Annotated in this window: 15 protein-coding genes; 14 read left to right on the plus strand and 1 reads right to left on the minus strand. The window is 52.4% G+C overall.

Features of this window, described 5'->3' with window-relative positions:
* Positions 1-10: 10 nt before the first annotated feature.
* The 13 genes from ACFSDB_RS14495 (at position 11) to ACFSDB_RS14555 (ending at position 16838) form a co-directional block, all read left to right on the plus strand.
* Positions 11-2053, plus strand: coding sequence for a sigma 54-interacting transcriptional regulator (locus ACFSDB_RS14495; RefSeq protein WP_204890501.1), 2043 nt, complete (start codon positions 11-13; stop codon positions 2051-2053).
* 131 nt (positions 2054-2184) lie between these two features.
* Positions 2185-3105, plus strand: coding sequence for a phosphate butyryltransferase (gene yqiS, locus ACFSDB_RS14500; protein ID WP_204890502.1), 921 nt, complete (start codon positions 2185-2187; stop codon positions 3103-3105).
* 12 nt (positions 3106-3117) lie between these two features.
* Complete coding sequence (locus tag ACFSDB_RS14505) at positions 3118-4212, plus strand: Leu/Phe/Val dehydrogenase (protein WP_204890503.1); 1095 nt, start codon at positions 3118-3120, stop codon at positions 4210-4212.
* A gap of 148 nt (positions 4213-4360) precedes the next feature.
* Positions 4361-5449 (plus strand): butyrate kinase, encoded by a 1089-nt coding sequence (gene buk / locus ACFSDB_RS14510; RefSeq protein ID WP_204890504.1) that lies wholly within the window; start codon positions 4361-4363, stop codon positions 5447-5449.
* A 22-nt stretch (positions 5450-5471) separates the two neighbouring features.
* Positions 5472-6899 (plus strand): dihydrolipoyl dehydrogenase, encoded by a 1428-nt coding sequence (lpdA, locus tag ACFSDB_RS14515; RefSeq protein WP_204890505.1) that lies wholly within the window; start codon positions 5472-5474, stop codon positions 6897-6899.
* 13 nt (positions 6900-6912) lie between these two features.
* Entirely contained in the window at positions 6913-7917 is a 1005-nt protein-coding gene (locus ACFSDB_RS14520) for a thiamine pyrophosphate-dependent dehydrogenase E1 component subunit alpha (RefSeq protein ID WP_204890506.1), read from the plus strand.
* Positions 7917-8900 carry an alpha-ketoacid dehydrogenase subunit beta gene (locus ACFSDB_RS14525; RefSeq protein WP_204890507.1) on the plus strand — a complete coding sequence of 328 codons (984 nt, stop codon included), beginning with the start codon at positions 7917-7919 and terminating at the stop codon, positions 8898-8900. Before ACFSDB_RS14520 ends, ACFSDB_RS14525 begins: the two co-directional genes overlap by 1 nt.
* A 27-nt stretch (positions 8901-8927) precedes the next feature.
* On the plus strand, positions 8928-10277 hold the full coding sequence (locus ACFSDB_RS14530) for a dihydrolipoamide acetyltransferase family protein (protein WP_204890508.1): 1350 nt from the start codon (positions 8928-8930) through the stop codon (positions 10275-10277).
* A 100-nt stretch (positions 10278-10377) separates the two neighbouring features.
* Positions 10378-12072: a methylmalonyl-CoA mutase family protein gene (locus tag ACFSDB_RS14535; RefSeq protein WP_204890509.1), complete on the plus strand. Its 1695-nt coding sequence runs from the start codon at positions 10378-10380 to the stop codon at positions 12070-12072.
* Between the two features lie 2 nt (positions 12073-12074).
* Positions 12075-14222 (plus strand): methylmalonyl-CoA mutase, encoded by a 2148-nt coding sequence (gene scpA / locus ACFSDB_RS14540; protein ID WP_204890510.1) that lies wholly within the window; start codon positions 12075-12077, stop codon positions 14220-14222.
* Positions 14222-15289, plus strand: coding sequence for a methylmalonyl Co-A mutase-associated GTPase MeaB (gene meaB, locus ACFSDB_RS14545; protein ID WP_204890511.1), 1068 nt, complete (start codon positions 14222-14224; stop codon positions 15287-15289). The genes scpA and meaB overlap by 1 nt, the downstream gene beginning before the upstream one ends.
* Before the next feature lie 68 nt (positions 15290-15357).
* Positions 15358-15798 carry a BrxA/BrxB family bacilliredoxin gene (locus ACFSDB_RS14550; RefSeq protein ID WP_204890512.1) on the plus strand — a complete coding sequence of 147 codons (441 nt, stop codon included), beginning with the start codon at positions 15358-15360 and terminating at the stop codon, positions 15796-15798.
* A 56-nt stretch (positions 15799-15854) separates the two neighbouring features.
* Positions 15855-16838, plus strand: coding sequence for an aromatic acid exporter family protein (locus tag ACFSDB_RS14555; protein WP_204890513.1), 984 nt, complete (start codon positions 15855-15857; stop codon positions 16836-16838).
* 280 nt (positions 16839-17118) lie between these two features.
* Here ACFSDB_RS14555 and prli42 read toward each other — a convergent pair whose 3' ends face one another.
* Positions 17119-17214, minus strand: coding sequence for a stressosome-associated protein Prli42 (gene prli42 / locus ACFSDB_RS14560; RefSeq protein WP_204890514.1), 96 nt, complete (start codon positions 17212-17214; stop codon positions 17119-17121).
* 165 nt (positions 17215-17379) lie between these two features.
* On the opposite strand from prli42, the gene mce reads away from it, so the two are divergent.
* Complete coding sequence (mce, locus tag ACFSDB_RS14565) at positions 17380-17778, plus strand: methylmalonyl-CoA epimerase (protein ID WP_204890515.1); 399 nt, start codon at positions 17380-17382, stop codon at positions 17776-17778.
* Positions 17779-17788: the final 10 nt, after the last annotated feature.

Raw genomic sequence — 17788 nt, forward strand, 5'->3', positions numbered from 1 at the left:
ATGAAGCCCATTGCAAAATGTAGTCATTATCGGAGGAGGCGCAGGAGGATCTGCGATTCTCCAGATTTTATTGGAATCGGAGTATCTCCAAGTGTTTGGCGTAGCCGACATCAATCGGGATGCACCGGCCATGAAAGCGGCCGAGGAAATCGGTATCCGGGCGGCGGAGGATTACCGGGAATTTCCGGTCGAAGAAGTTGATATCGTTTTTAATGTCTCAGGAGATGAAGCGGTCCACCGCGACTTGCCCGATCACTTTTCGGGGAACACAGTCATCATCCCCGGCAGCATCGCGAACGTTCTCGTACAGCTCGTAACTGAAAAAGAACATTTCATTTCGCGCTTGAGCGAAGAAAGCCATAAACAGAACATCATCTTCAATTCCATTGAAGAAGGCATGATTGGCATCGACCATAAGAGCCGCATCAATTTCATCAATAAAAGTGCCGCCAGGATGATTGATGTCGATGCCGCTTCGGCGATCGGGCGCCCGATCAGCGAACTGATACCGCTAAGCGAGCTGCCCCGCATCTATGAGACGGGGCGGACGGAATTGAACCGCGAACTCGCCTTGACGAACGGCATGAAAATCGTCACATCCCGTTTTCCGATGATCGGAGAATCGGGCGAAGCGATTGGCGCGTTCGCCGTTTTCAAGGACATTTCCGAAGTGGTCAGCCTTGCTGAACAGATCACGGATCTGAACGAAGTGCAGACGATGCTGCAGGCGATCATCCAGTCCAGCGATGACGCCATTTCAGTGGTGGATGAGCGCGGCAACGGCATTCTCGTGAATCCAGCGTACACGCGGATCACGGGGCTCCAAGTGGAGGACGTGATCGGCAAACCGGCTTCCGCGGATATCACCGAAGGGGAAAGCATGCATTTGAAAGTGCTGCAGACCCGTAAACCTTACCGGGGCGTCAACTTGAAGGTCGGCCCGGCGAACCGGGAAGTCATCGTCAACGTGGCGCCGATCATCGTCGACAACAAGCTGAAAGGCAGCGTCGGTGTCATCCACGATACGACGGAAATCCGGTCGCTCATGAAAGAGCTCGACCGGGCGCGCAGCATCATCCGCACACTTGAGTCAAAATATACTTTCGACGACATCATCGGCCTTTCGCCGGAAATGCAGCTAAGCCTCCAACAGGCCAAGCTCGCTGCCCAGACGCTTGTGACGGTGCTGCTGCGCGGCGAATCGGGGACGGGCAAGGAATTATTCGCCCACGCCATCCACAGCGCAAGCGAGCGGAAATTCAATAAATTCGTCCGGGTCAATTGCGCCGCCCTTTCCGAGGAATTACTCGACAGCGAACTGTTCGGCTACGAAGAAGGGGCGGTTCCCGGCAAAAGCGGCGAGAAGCGCGGCTTGTTCGAAGAAGCCAATAACGGCAGCATCTTCCTCGATGAGATCGGCGAACTGTCGCCGATGGTCCAAAGCAAATTGCTCCGTGTGCTGCAGGAGCATGAAACGCTGCGGATCGGCGGCACGAAGCCGATTCCGGTCAATGTGCGCGTCATCGCCTCGACCAATGCCAATATGGAAAAAGCGCTCCTTGACGGGACGTTCCGGGAAGACCTCTATTACCGGCTCAACCGAATGCCGATCCTCATTCCGCCGCTTCGCAGCCGGAAGCAGGACATCCCGCGGATTGTCGACCGCCTGCTGCTGAAACTGAACCAGGAATACGGGCGCAACGTCGAGACGGTCACCGATAAAGCGCTGCAGCTCTTGCGCGTTTACGACTGGCCGGGCAATGTCCGCGAATTGGAGAACATCATCAGCCGCTCCATGATTTTCATGCAGATCAACGATAAAGTGTTGACCGAAGAACACATTCCCCGCAATATGCTCCGTGCGGCTGAGGCGAAAAATGAAGTGACCATTGAAGCGTCCGTGCCGCTTCAGGAGCAGCTGGATGCGGTGGAGCGGGGGATTCTCCACCACGCATTGACACAGTTCAAGGGAAACAAATCCAAGACCGCCAAGCAGTTGGAGATTTCCTTGCGCACGTTGTATTACAAACTTGAAAAATACGGGCTTTCGTAGCTTTTGCAGGTTCTTGCATACTTTTGCAAGAATTTGCAAAGGATTTCGCCCTAAAACTGAAATAAAGCGCTTACAAGCCTTATATATCAATGTTTTATCTGTTTTAATTAAGAAGGAATGGGGTGACCGACATGACCACATTGACGCAGATCATGGAAGAAATTACGGTTGATAAGAACAATGCCGTCGCAGTCGCTGCGGCAGCGGATACGGAAGTTTTGGAAGCTGTGTCCATGGCACTCGAACGGAAGCTTGCGAGTTTCCGGCTGTATGATGATGAAGCGAAATTGAAAAGGATGATCCAAAAGGAATTTCCCTTATTGGATGGACACCCGGATGTCTCGATCCATCACGCAGGAACGAATGCCCTGGCCGCTAAAGAAGCTGTTAAATCAGTCTACATGAACGATTCCAATGTTTTGATGAAGGGGCATATCCCCACTGCCATGTTGATGAAAGCGGTTTTAAGCCCGGAATACGGGCTGCGGACCGGAAGCATTCTCTCGCATGTGGCAGCATTTGAAATCGAAGGGTTCGAGCGCCTGATTTTTGTCACGGACGCCGGGATGAATATCAATCCCGACCTTCAACAGAAAGCACAGATCATACAGAACGCCGTTCATATCGCGCGCTCGACCGGTGTAGAGATGCCTGTCGTCGCGCCGCTCGCTGCAGTCGAGGTAGTCAACCCTGCCATGCAGGCCACTTTGGACGCTGCAGCATTGACCGCTATGAACCGGCGCGGCCAGATTACGGATTGCATTGTGGATGGCCCTTTGGCACTCGACAACGCAATTTCGATTGCAGCCGCACAACATAAAGGACTTTCGGGCGATACTGCCGGCAAAGCCGACATCCTGCTCGTTCCTTCAATTGAATCCGGCAATATCCTGTACAAATCATTGGTGTATTTTGCCCGGGCGAAAGTCGGCGGCGTCATCGCGGGTGCGAAAGCGCCGATCGTGCTGACTTCCCGCGCAGACAGCGCCGAAACAAAATTGTTTTCACTCGTACTTGCGCTTCGCTCAGCTAAAAGCAACGAAACATACTAGGAGGAATTGACAATGGAAATCTTCAAAAGAATGGAACACCACGACTACGAACAACTGGTTTTTTGCCAAGATAAAACTTCAGGCTTGAAAGCGATCATCTGCATCCACGACACGACTTTAGGGCCGGCTTTAGGCGGCACGCGCATGTGGAATTATGCAACTGAAGAAGAAGCGATCGAAGATGCGATCCGCCTTGGCCGCGGAATGACATACAAGAACGCTGCAGCCGGCCTGAACCTTGGTGGCGGTAAAACTGTCATCATCGGCGATCCGTTGAAAGACAAGAACGAAGAAATGTTCCGCGCGTTCGGCCGCTTCATCCAAGGCTTGAACGGCCGCTACATAACTGCTGAAGATGTGGGCACAACAGTGGCGGACATGGACTTGATCCACGAAGAAACCGATTTCGTCACAGGCATTTCGCCGGCATTCGGCTCTTCAGGCAACCCGTCACCGGTTACAGCTTACGGCTGCTATATCGGGATGAAAGCGGCGGCTCTTGAAGCATACGGCGACGATTCATTGGAAGGCAAAACTGTCACAGTCCAAGGTGTCGGGAACGTTGCCTACACACTTTGCGAATACCTCCACAAAGAAGGCGCGAAATTGATCGTAACGGACATTAACCAGGAAGCGGTCGACCGTGCGGTTGAAGCTTTCGGGGCAGTCGCAGTGGCGCCGAACGATATCTACTCGCAAGATGCGGACATCTTTGCGCCATGTGCTATGGGTGCGATCATCAATGATGACACGATTCCTCAATTGAAAGTGAAAGTGGTTGCCGGATCGGCAAACAATCAGTTGAAAGAAGAACGCCACGGCGATGAACTCGAAGCACGCGGCATCGTATATGCACCTGACTTCGTGATCAACTCGGGCGGCGTGATCAACGTAGCCGATGAGTTGTATGGCTACAACAACGAACGCGCGATGAAGCGCGTTGAAACAATCTACGACAGCATCACTAAAATCTTTGCAATCGCAAAACGCGACGGCATCCCGAGCTATCAGGCGGCTGACCGCATGGCAGAAGAGCGCATCGAACGCGTGCGCAACTCAAGAAGCCAATTCCTGCGCAACGAACACAATATCTTAAGCAGACGATAAGAAGAAAAGTGGAAACGGCCGTTCAGGCTCGCCAAATGAAAGATCCAAAAATCGATACGCTTCAGCCCCGCCATGAGTGACGGGGCTGAAGCGTTATCGAGAAGCATTAATCCCAAATTTATACATCATTCGAAACGGAGGGGTCGCTGTGCAAAAACAGCAGCATCGGATCTTGGTCTTAAACCCAGGTTCGACATCAACCAAGATCGGTGTTTTTGACAACGATATCCTGATTATGGAAAAAACAATTCGGCATTCAACGGAGGAGCTTGAAAAGTTCCCTGCCATCATCGACCAGTTCGCCTTCCGCAAACAGACCATTTTGGAAGCGCTTGATGAAGAAGGCATGAATGTCTCGAATTTGAGTGCGGTGTGCGGGCGCGGCGGTTTGCTGCGGCCGATCGAAGGCGGAACCTATGCAGTAAATGAAGCCATGCTCAACGATCTGAGAAAAGGTGTATCCGGCCAGCATGCCTCGAATTTAGGCGGCATCATCGCTTTTGAAATTGCTGACGGATTGAATATCCCATCATTCATTGTCGACCCGGTGGTGGTGGATGAACTGGACCCGATCGCCCGGATTTCCGGCTTTCATTTGATTGAACGGAAATCGATTTTCCACGCACTCAACCAGAAGGCGGTCGCCCGCCGGTTCGCAAAAGAACAAGGGCGCGCGTATAGCGACCTTCGCCTGATTGTCGTGCACATGGGCGGCGGAATTACGGTCGGCGCGCATAAAGGCGGCCGGGTTGTCGATGTCAACAACGGCTTGCATGGCGACGGGCCGTTCAGCCCCGAGCGCGCAGGGACGGTACCGGCAGGCGATTTGGTCGAATTGTGCTTTTCCGGCCAGTATTACCGCCAGGAAATCATGCGGATGCTCGTCGGCCAAGGCGGGCTTGTCGGCTACCTGGGCACGAACGACGCTGTGCGGGTCGAAAAGAGGATTCAAAAAGGCGACGAGGAAGCAAAGCTTGTCTACGATGCCATGGCGTATCAGGTCGCCAGAGAAATCGGATCTGCGAGCGCCGTGCTTGAAGGGCAAGTGGACGCCATCATCCTGACCGGCGGCCTGGCTTACGGCAAAGGGTTCGTGGAAGCGATTACCAAGCGCATCAGTTGGATTGCCGACGTGGTGGTCCAGCCAGGCGAAAATGAACTTCAGGCGCTTGCCGAAGGAGCTTCCCGTGTCCTCCACGGAGAAGAAGACGCGAAAATTTATCCAGCAGCACAATAATTAAAGGAGGTTGGCTTCACATATGGTACAAAATTATGACGTGGTCATCCTGGGAGGCGGAACCGGCGGCTATGTCGCAGCAATCCGCTCTGCCCAGCTTGGTTTGAAAACAGCAATCGTCGAAAAAGGGAATCTAGGTGGAACTTGCCTTCATAAAGGCTGCATTCCGAGCAAAGCATTGCTCCGCAGCGCAGAAGTCTATGCAACGACGAAAAACCATGCCGCGGATTTCGGTGTGACAACAGGCGAAGTATCTTTGGATTTTTCGCGTGTGCAGCAGCGCAAACAAGGCATTGTCGACCAATTGCACAATGGCGTCAAGGGTTTGATGAAAAAAGGCAAGATCGACGTCTATGAAGGCATCGGCCGGATTCTTGGACCATCGATCTTTTCGCCGAATGCCGGTACGGTTTCAGTGGAAATGACAAACGGCGAAGAGAACGAAATGCTCATTCCGCATAACGTCATCATCGCAACAGGCTCTCGTCCGCGGACGCTCCCTGGTTTGACGATCGACGGGGAATTTGTCATGAGCTCCGATGAAGCGCTTGAAATGGAAGAGCTTCCGAAATCCATCCTGATTGTCGGCGGCGGCGTCATCGGCATCGAGTGGGCTTCAATGCTCAACGATTTCGGTGTGGACGTAACGGTCATCGAATACGCAGACCGCATTGTTCCGACAGAAGACAAGGACGTTTCAAAAGAAATGCAGAAACTGCTAGCGAAAAAAGGCGTCAAGTTTGCAACAAGTGCAAAAGTGCTCGCGGATACCCTCCAAACCGGTGAAAACGGCGTGACGATCCAAGCCGAACTAAAAGGCGGCAATGAAACCTTCACCGCTGAAAAAATGCTGGTATCGGTCGGCCGCCAAGCCAATGTCGAGAACATCGGGCTGGAAAACACGGACATCCAGGTGGAGAACGGCTTTATCAAAGTCAAACCGTCATTCCAGACCAAGGAATCGCATATCTACGCAATCGGCGATGTGATCGGCGGCCTTCAATTGGCCCATGTCGCATCTCACGAAGGCATCACAGCAATCGAGCATATTAAAGGTAATAATCCCCATGCCATCAATTACGATCTGGTGTCCCGCTGCATTTATTCCAATCCGGAAGCTGCAAGCGTCGGCATCACTGAAGAGCAGGCGAAAGAAAAAGGGCACGAAGTCAAAGTCGGCAAATTCTCCTTCAAAGCGATCGGCAAAGCGCTGGTTTACGGAGAATCGGACGGATTTGTCAAAATCGTTGCCGATAAAGCGACAAATGACATTCTAGGTGTCCACATGATCGGGCCGCACGTAACCGATATGATTTCAGAAGCTGGCCTGGCCATGGTTCTGGATGCAACACCGTGGGAAATCGCCGATACGATCCATCCGCACCCGACGCTTTCCGAAGTGATGGGCGAAGCGGCATTGGCTGTAGACGGCAAAGCGATTCATAGCTAAGGGAGGAATTTAAATGGCTTCAAGACATGAAGAGGTAGGCTTATCAAACGATGATTTGCTGAAAATGTATGAAACAATGCTTACGGCGCGCCGCGTCGATGAGCGCATGTGGCTGTTGAACCGGGCGGGCAAAATCCCGTTCGTCATTTCATGCCAGGGGCAGGAAGCGGCCCAGGTCGGAGCGGCATACGCACTGGACAACACAAAAGACTATATCGCACCTTATTACCGCGATCTTGGCGTCGTGCTGCATTTCGGCATGACTCCGAAAGAATTGATGCTTTCGGCCTTCGCAAAAGCGGAAGATCCGAACTCAGGCGGACGCCAGATGCCGGGCCATTTCGGGCAGAAGAAAAACCGCATCCTGACGGGTTCTTCTCCAGTAACGACGCAATTGCCGCACGCAGTCGGTGTGGCGCTTGCCGGAAAAATGAAGAAAAAAGATTTCATCACATTCACGACGCTTGGTGAAGGCTCGTCCAACCAAGGGGATTTCCATGAAGGCTTGAACTTTGCCGGTGTCCATAAATTGCCGGTCATCACGATGGTCGAAAACAATAAATACGCGATTTCCGTTCCTTATGACCGCCAAGTGGCGAGCAAGAACGTTTCGGACCGCGCTGCCGGATACGGCATGCCGGGCGTGACGATCGACGGAAACGACCCGATCGAAGTCTATAAGCACGTAAAAGAAGCGGCAGACCGCGCACGCCGCGGCGAAGGCCCGAGCTTGATCGAAACCGTCTCTGAGCGGATGACGGCGCACTCTTCGGATGATGACCACCGCCAATACCGTTCAGCCGATGAACTGGCTGCACAAAAAGAAAAAGATCCGATTCTTTTATTCGGCGCTTATTTGAAAGAAAATGGCATCATGGATGATGCGCTGGAAGCGGATGTCAACAAACGCATCATGGCGATCGTCAACGAAGCAACCGATTATGCTGAAAATGCACCATACGCAGAACCGGAACATGCCATGAAATACGTTTACGCAGAACAAGGGGGTAACGAATAATGGCAGTTATGAATTATATCGACGCCATCACGCTTGCCATGAAAGAAGAAATGGAACGCGACGAAAACGTCTTTGTCATCGGGGAAGATGTCGGCAAAAAAGGCGGCGTTTTCAAAGCGACGCAGGGCTTGTACGACCAGTTCGGCGAAGACCGCGTAGTGGATGCTCCGCTTGCGGAATCCGCTATCGCGGGCGTAGCCATCGGTGCTGCCATGTACGGCATGCGTCCGATTGCAGAATTCCAGTTCGCGGATTTCATCATGCCGGCAGTCAACCAGATCATCTCGGAAGCTTCGCGCATCCGTTACCGTTCAAACAACGACTGGTCCTGCCCGATCGTTTTCCGTGCGCCATTCGGCGGCGGCGTCCATGGCGCCTTGTACCATTCGCAATCCGTGGAAGCGGTTTTTGCCAACCAACCGGGACTTAAAATCGTCATCCCTTCAACACCGTATGACGCGAAAGGTTTGCTGAAAGCAGCAATCCGCGATGAAGATCCGGTCATGTTCTTCGAGCACAAGCGCGCTTACCGTTTGATCAAAGGCGAAGTGCCGGAAGAAGACTATACGATCGAAATCGGCAAAGCTGATGTGAAGCGTGAAGGCGAAGACATCACCGTCATCACTTACGGCCTGGCGGTCCACTTTGCCCTTCAAGCGGCAGAGCGCCTGGCAGAAGACGGCATCTCCGCGCACATCCTTGACCTGCGTACGATTTATCCATTGGATAAAGAAGCGATCATCGAAGCAGCGAAGAAAACCGGCAAAGTTTTGCTAGTCACAGAAGACAATAAAGAAGGAAGCATCATCGGGGAAGTGGCAGCAATCATCGCTGAAAACTGCCTGTTCGACCTGGATGCTCCGATCAAGCGCTTGGCCGGCCCGGACATTCCGGCAATGCCGTATGCGCCGACGATGGAGAAATTCTTCATGATCAACCCGGACAAAGTTGAAAAAGCGATGCGGGAACTAGCAGAATTTTAATTGAAATGCAGAAAAGGAGGAATCCCTTTGGCTATTGAAAATATCAAAATGCCCCAGCTTGGCGAAAGCGTCACGGAAGGCACCATTGAGAAATGGCTCGTCCAACCGGGCGACCACGTCAATAAATACGATCCGTTGGCGGAAGTCAACACAGATAAGGTGACAGCGGAAGTGCCTTCTTCATTCACAGGGACCATCAAGGAACTGGTTGCTGCTGAAGGAGAAACACTCGCAGTCGGCGAAATCGTCTGTACCATCGAAACAGAAGGCGGCGATTCAGCCCCTGCTGAAGAAGCGACGCCGCAGCCTGCCAATGCAGGAAAAGAAAACGTCATGCCGGCAGCGGACACAGAGGTTACAAAAGGCTTGACCGGCGAAAAAGGCTCTTCCCAACCGGTTCGGCCGGAAGGATCAAAAGCCCGCTACTCGCCGGCGGTTCTCCGCCTGGCGCAAGATAACGACATCGATTTGTCGCAAGTACAGGGGTCCGGCAATGAAGGGCGCATCACGCGCAAAGATTTGCTAAGCTTGATCGAAAGCGGCAATATCCCGAAAGCGGGCGATGCACCGGCTGCAGCGCCTGCCCAACCGGAAGCGCCGGCTCCACAAACGGCAGCACCGCAAGCGCAGCCGTCTGCACCTGCCGCCAAATCCGCTCCGATCCAAAGCGCTCCGGGAGATGTGGAAATTCCGGTTACCGGCGTCCGCCGCGCAATTGCTGCCAATATGCTGAAGAGCAAGCACGAAGCGCCTCACGCATGGATGATGATCGAAGTGGACGTTACGGACCTTGTCGCATACCGCGATTCGATCAAAGGCGAATTCAAGAAAAAAGAAGGGTTCAACATTACGTACTTCGCGTTCTTCGTGAAAGCCGTTTCCCAAGCTTTGAAAGAATTCCCGATGATGAACTCGATGTGGGCAGGCGACAAGATCATCCAGAAGAAAGACATCAACATCTCGATTGCTGTCGCTTCTGACAACGCACTTTTCGTGCCGGTCATCCGCAATTCAGATGAGAAATCGGTAAAAGGCATCGGCCGCGACATCAACGATCTTGCGCTCAAGGCGCGAGGCGGCAAACTCGGTTCTGCAGACATGCAGGGCGGAACATTCACCGTCAACAATACCGGTTCGTTTGGTTCGGTCCAGTCGATGGGCATCATCAATCATCCACAGGCAGCCATCCTGCAAGTGGAATCGATTGTCAAACGCCCAATGATCATGGGCAATGGCATGATCGCCGCCCGCGACATGGTCAACCTCTGCCTTTCTCTTGACCACCGCGTCCTTGACGGACTTGTCTGCGGACAATTCCTCGGCCGCGTAAAAGAGATCCTGGAGAACATGAACAAAGAAAATACATCTGTCTATTAAGTGCAAAGCCTGAAGTCCACCGACTTCGGGCTTTTTTTTGCTTTAATGTCTTGCAGCACTCAGGTAAAATGAAAGAGAGATCCTGTAGGGAGGGAAAAGCTTGACTATCGAATCGATGAAAAAGACTCAATTTTCGGAACGTACATACCAAGAATGGAAAGAAGCGGCCCAAAAGGCGCTGAAAGGCAAGCCTTTTGACGACATATTAAAAACGCCGACCATTGAAGAGATCACCCTCGAACCTTTATATACCAAAGAAATGCTTGAACGCATCCTCCATTCGGCAGAAAACCAGGCGGCCGCCGTCCAGAATGGCAAGCGCTTGCCGGGCTGGTTTATCGCACAGGAAACGGCTGCAGAAACAGCAGGCGAGTTTTTAAAAGCTGCCAAAGAAGACATCTCCAAAGGAAATGAAATGATCGTCTATACGAGCCATAAAAACCTGGTCTGGTCGGACGCTGAACTGGAGGAGCTTGCAGCATTGATCGTCCGCTACCCGCTTTATTTCAAGCTGGTCAAAGAAGACAACGGAATCCTGCGCGTCTTCGACTTTATCGCCGAAGAAGGGTCCGATCATGTGCAAGGCGTCATTTTCTCGGAACACCCAGTAGAAGCGCCGAAGAATGTACGGACTAGGATGGTCGATACGATCCCTGTCCACCAGGCAGGCGGCACGATTGTCCACGAACTCGGGGTGGCACTCAGCATTCTAGCCGAATCGGTTACAAAAGAGAATTTCCAGGAAGAGGCATCGAAACTGTGGGTCCGTTTTGCAGTGGATACGCAATTTTTCCAGGAAATAGCGAAACTGCGCGCTTTCCGGGTGCTGTGGAACGCTTTTTGTGAAGCCTACGGCCAAGAAGCACCGCCGATTCCGGTCTTCACCGAGAGTTCGGTGCGTTCTTATTCCAAATTGGATTCTTATGTGAACCTGCTCCGGGCGGGCAATTCCGCCTTTTCGGCGGTGCTCGGCGGTTCAAACGCCCATACGGTCCATCCGCATGATTTCCTGACGGGGCCCGACGGCAAAAGCCGCCGCATTGCGCGAAATGTCCAATTGGTCCTAAAAGAAGAAACGCATGTGACCCATGTGCTCGACGCTTCTGCCGGTTCTTATTTTATCGAGACACTGACAAAAGAGTACGTTGATGCGGCATGGAGCTATTTCCTCCAAATCGAAGGGGCCGGAGGCTATGCCGAAGTGATGCAGTCCGGCTGGCTTGCAGATGACTTCCAGGCGAAGTGGCTGGAGCGCAAAGAACAAGTGGCCACACGGAAGGCCTCTCTGATCGGCACGAATGTCTACGCCGATCCGCAGGAAGTGGTAAAAGAAGGGGCAATCGATGACAGCCACCTTGAGTACATCACAGCAAAACGCCTGGCATCGCCTTTCGAAAAGTTACGCTCACAAAACAAAGAGAAAATTTTGAAGACGGCAATCCTTCACCTTGGCCCGTTAAAGGCCGTCAAAGCGCAGTCCGATTTTGTGCAGGGCTTCCTGGCAGTCGGCGGCATCGAACCGGCAATCAGTCCGGAACTACCGACAGCCGAAGAAGCCAACCGCTATTTGGCTGAACATGGCATTGATTATGCGGTCCTTTGCGGATCGAAAGAAGAGATCGGGGAGCTATTGCCGGGGTTGCACACAGCGGCTAACGTCGATATAGCCGGCAGAATTCCGGCAGACAAAGCGGAAGAATGGAAATCCTTTGGCGTACAAGACGCCATCTATTCCGGACGGCATATCACATCCAAGCTCGAACAAATCCTCAGTCTCGGAAAGGAGGCCTTGTAAACATGCCGAAACCTGATTTTTCCAAAGTGGACTTAGCGCAATTGAGAATCAAGCAAAATGAAGCCATCCAGCAGGAGCCTTTTGAAACGAATGAAGGGATTGCGGTCAAACCGGTCTACACGGCGGAAGACACGGCAGCCCTTAAGGACAGCATGCCGGGCTTTGCACCGAACGTCCGTGGGCCGTACCCGACGATGTACGTCTCTCGCCCGTGGACTGTCCGCCAGTATGCAGGCTTCTCGACTGCTGAAGAAAGCAATGCATTTTACCGCCGGAACTTAGCGATGGGGCAGAAGGGCCTTTCCGTCGCTTTTGACTTGGCAACCCATCGCGGATATGATTCCGATCATCCGCGCGTCGTCGGCGATGTCGGCAAGGCGGGAGTTGCGATTGACAGCGTCGAAGATATGAAAATTCTGTTTGACGGCATTCCACTGGACCAGATGTCGGTCTCCATGACCATGAATGGGGCCGTTGTGCCGATCATGGCATTTTTCATCGTCGCCGCGGAAGAACAAGGCGTCTCGCCGGAACATTTGGCGGGAACGATCCAAAACGACATTCTGAAAGAGTATATGGTCCGCAACACATACATCTATCCGCCTGCGATGTCGATGAAGATCATCGCAGATATTTTTAAATACACATCTGAGCATATGCCGAAGTTCAACTCGATTTCCATCTCGGGCTACCATATCCAGGAAGCAGGGGCGACAGCTGACATTGAACTGGCTTATACGCTGGCTGACGGACTGGAATACGTGCGTACCGGGCTCGCTGCTGGGATCGGCATCGATTCATTCGCACCGCGACTGTCGTTTTTCTGGGGCATCGGCATGAATTATTTCATGGAGATTGCGAAAATGCGTGCCGGCCGGGAAATCTGGGCGAAGATGATGAAATCGTTCGATCCGAAAAACGATAAATCGCTGGCACTCCGGACGCACTCTCAGACTTCGGGCTGGAGTCTGACCGAACAAGACCCATTCAACAACGTCACGCGTACGTTGATTGAAGCGAACGCGGCTGCGATGGGCCATACGCAATCCCTTCACACGAATGCACTTGATGAAGCGATTGCGCTTCCGACCGATTTCTCTGCGCGGATTGCGCGCAATACGCAGTTGTTCCTGCAGGAAGAAACCGGCATGACCAAAGTCATCGATCCATGGGGCGGCTCGCATTATGTTGAGGCGCTGACCAAGGAATTGACGGAGAAAGCATGGGCATTGATCGAGGAAGTCGAAGAGCTCGGCGGCATGGCAAAAGCGATTGAAACCGGCTTGCCGAAGATGCGGATCGAAGAAGCGGCTGCCAAAAAGCAGGCGCAAATCGATTCGAATGAAGAAGTTATCATCGGTGTCAACCGCTACCGGCTGGACCAGGAAGACCCGATCGATATCCTGAACATCGACAACACCATGGTCCGCAAAAAGCAGATTGAGCGGCTGGACCGCATGAAAGCGGAACGGGACGAGGAAAAGGTCCAAAATGCCCTTGATGCATTAGCGCATGCTGCCGAAAGCGGCGAAGCCAATATTTTGGCATGTGCCATCGATGCGGCGCGCCACCGCGCATCGCTCGGGGAAATTTCGGATGCCATCGAAAAAGCGTCTGGCAGACATAAGGCGGTGATCCGTTCAGTGAGCGGCGTATACAGCTCCAATTTCTCCAACCAGGAAGAAATGAAGATCGTCAAAGAAATGACCGAAGATTTTATTGAAAATGAAGGTCGCCGTCCTCGTATCCTGATTGCGAAGATGGGGCAGGATGGACATGACCGCGGCGCGAAAGTCATCGCGACGGCGTTTGCCGATCTTGGCTTTGATGTGGATATCGGACCGCTCTTTCAGACACCTGCAGAAACCGCACAGCAGGCAGCTGAGAATGATGTACATGTCATCGGGGTCAGTTCCCTGGCTGCCGGCCATATGACACTTGTGCCGGATTTGGCAGCGGAATTGAAAAAAGTCGGGCGCGAGGACATCTTGATTGTCGTCGGCGGGGTCATTCCGGCACAGGATTATGCATTCCTCCGCGAAAACGGCGCAAGCGCCATTTTCGGTCCGGGAACCGTCATTCCGGTAGCGGCCCAAAAAGTCATTGAAGAAATCTACCAGCGGCTCGGATATGAGGAAGTGGCCGACTGATGGACCGCGAACAAGGGTCGCGCCGGGTCATGGAAGGGGTCAATGAATCCCATGACGGCATGAAATCGGCGCCCCGCAAAAAGTTCAAAAAACCTCCGGCAAGGAATTTCGATCTGGAAGAACTGGCCAACGGAGTCCAGAGCGGATCTCGTTTGCATTTAGGAAAGGCGATTACGCTTCTGGAAAGCGCCAATCCGGACGACAAGAAATTCGGGCAGGAGCTATTGAACCGGCTGCTGCCTGAAACCGGGAACAGCATCCGGATCGGCATCACCGGCGTTCCGGGGGCCGGAAAAAGCACATTTATCGAGACATTCGGCGAGCTGCTGACTTCGCTTGGGCACCGTGTGGCGGTCCTCGCCATCGACCCGAGTTCGTCGGTCACTGGCGGCAGTATCCTCGGCGACAAGACCCGGATGGAAAGCTTGGCAAAAAATCCGAAAGCGTTCATACGGCCTTCACCGACAGCTGGCACACTGGGCGGCGTCCACAAAAAGACGCGCGAGACGATGCTGCTGTGCGAAGCGGCAGGCTATAACATCATTTTGGTGGAAACGGTCGGCGTCGGACAAAGCGAGACGCTGGTGCGCGGCATGGTCGACATGTTTCTGCTGCTCGTTTTGACCGGTGCCGGGGATGAGCTGCAAGGCATGAAAAAGGGCATCCTCGAGCTTGCGGATGCCATCATCGTCCACAAGGCGGACGGGCCGAACGCGGAGCTCGCGAAAAAGACCGTCCGCGAATACAAAAGCATTCTGCATTTCCTGCAGCAGGCGACGGAAGGCTGGAAAACGCAAGCTCTGCCAGCCTCTTCGTTTGAAGAGTCCGGCATCCGGGAAGTCTGGGACATGGTACAGGAATTCGAAACGGCTGCAAAAGCGAACGGCATCTTCAAGAGCCGCCGCCAGAAACAGACAAAAGACTGGTTCCGTTCGATGCTCACCGACGAGCTGCTCAGCCGCTTTTTCGATGACCGCAATCGCCGTGAGCAAGTAAAAGAACTGGAACAAAAAGTGATGGAGGAACAGGTGACCGTCACCCGCGCCATCGAGACCCTTTTTGAGTAAGCTCTTTTGCAAGTCTATTCAAAGCCTGCTATGATTAATGAAGGAAAATTTAAAGGAGTGATGAACGAATGGCTATGGATTTCAACTTTTTGATGAACGATATCGTCAAACAAGCGCGTCAGGAATTGGTTGACGGCGGATATACACAATTAGAGACAGCTGAAGAAGTGAATGATGTGTTTGCACAGCCAGGCACTAGCCTCGTCATGATCAACTCGGTTTGCGGATGCGCCGGCGGCATTGCACGCCCTGCTGCATTGCATTCCGTGCATTACGACAAGCGCCCGGACCGTTTGCTGACGGTATTTGCAGGCCAGGACAAGGAAGCGACAGCACAGGCCCGCGCCATTTTCGGCGATGACCACCTGCCGTCTTCTCCTTCATTCGTCTTGCTGAAAGACGGCAAGATGGTGGACGAAATCGGCCGCCACGAAATCGAAGGGCATGACCCAATGTCCGTCATTTCGCACATCCAGGAAATGTTCGAAGAGCACTGCAACGAAATTTAAGTTTTTAGATGCCCTTGAAAAAGGGCATCTTTTTTAACGTGAAAAAGGAGAGGGCTATGAAACTGAAACGATTCTCCATCGGCTACCGGACGATGAAAACGGCGGCAGGCGCCGCGGCCGCGATCTACGTGGCGCAGCTTTTACAATTGGATTATTATGTTTCAGCCGGCATCCTGGCGATCCTGTGCATCCAGCCGACCAAGAAGCGTTCGATACGGGCTGCGTTTTCCCGTTTTGTCGCGAGCTTGATCGGTGTGGGCTATGCCTTTGTCTTCTTCGAAGGGATCGCTTATCATCCGGCGATATTCGGGCTGATGATTCTGTTGTTCATCCCCGTGCTTGTTTCGCTCGGATTCTCGGACGGCTTTGTCTCCAGCGCCGTCATCCTGCTGCATATTTACGATTCCAAGAATTTGACGCTTGATCTGTTTTTAAATGAATTATCACTGATGGCCGTCGGTTTCGGAACGGCGCTTGCAGTCAATATGTACATGCCGAGCATCGAGAAAAAGCTCGACGCATACCGGTATGACATCGAGACCCTGTATTCTACCATCTTCAAGGAAACCGCACATTATCTGCGCCAAGGCGATTCCGACTGGACCGGCAAAGAATTGATGGAGAGCGAAGCACTCCTGCGGAAAGCCAAAGCACTGGCCTACCAGGACGTAGAAAATCATGTCACGAGGCTCGAAAACAAGTACTACCGCTATTTCGACATGCGCGAACAGCAGCTCGAAATCATCGAGCGCATTCTTCCGAAGATTACAGCGCTGCCGGTGACCATCGGCCAATCCAGCATGGTGGCGGAATTCATGGAAGATCTGGCAGCCCACGTGCATTCGGGCAATACCGCGTCCCATTATCTGGCGAAGCTGGAGTCTTTGAAAACTAAATTCGCCGAGATGCCGCTCCCGGACAACCACCAGAAATTCCTGGCGATGGCAGCTCTTCACCATGTCATTGAAGAAATGGAAGATTATTTGGAAATCAAATCTTCCTATAAAGGGTTCACAAACAAAAAAACATCGGATGCCTAAATCCAGGGATAGCCTGCTCAGCTTCAAGGATGGCTATCCTTTTTTTAAATGGGTCGGAAGCGAACGGCGAGATGAGATCGGCTCTCCATAACGGATTTACGTATGAAGGACTTTTAAATAGCCTGCGGATAGCATGTTTCCGCTCTCCGACTATACGGACTTTCCATCACGGCACCCGTATTTTCGCCGGGCAGGATGCTTCAAAGTTTATTGCCAGCACCTTTAAATAGCATCAAACTAAAAACAGCAGAAGCCCGGAGGCTTCTGCTGTTTTTGAAGATTAAATGATGAAGCTAAGGCCCATCATCAGTGACGACAATAGCATCAATGTGATCATGGCATAGATAACAAATTTGCGGAAAGATTGGTTTCTCATTCAATTATTGCTCCTTTGTCTCTTGATTGCTTAGAAAAATGATAACATAAATGGGGAGCGATTTGTAGAGTGAGGGTTTACTGTACCCAATATTCTGCGAACAACTAGAGTTTTAAGGCTTGAATAGGTACAATAAAAGAGAACTTACAAAAGGAAGTGAAAAAGATGAAGAAAGTCGACCATATCGGCATCGCAGTGCGCAATTTGGAAGAAGTCATTCCGTATTACACGGAGACGCTCGGCTGTCCTTTATTGAAAATCGAGGAAGTGGCTTCGCAGAAAGTCCGGGTGGCGTTCATCGATGCCGGCAACATCAAACTGGAACTGCTGGAGCCCATGGATGAGTCAAGCCCGATAGCCAAGTTCATGGAAAAGCGGGGCGAAGGCATCCACCACATCGCGTTCGGCGTGGAGGATATCGATACGCGTATGGCGGATCTGCGTGAAAAAGGGGTGCAGCTCTTAAGCGAGGAAGCAAAACCGGGAGCCGGCGGGGCGATGGTGGCCTTTTTGCATCCGAAATCTTCAAATGGGGTATTATACGAACTTTGTGAAAAGCAATGATTGAGGAGTG

The sequence above is a fragment of the Planococcus chinensis genome (assembly GCF_042681545.1).
In the GTDB taxonomy this organism is placed as follows: Bacteria; Bacillota; Bacilli; order Bacillales_A; family Planococcaceae; genus Planococcus; species Planococcus chinensis.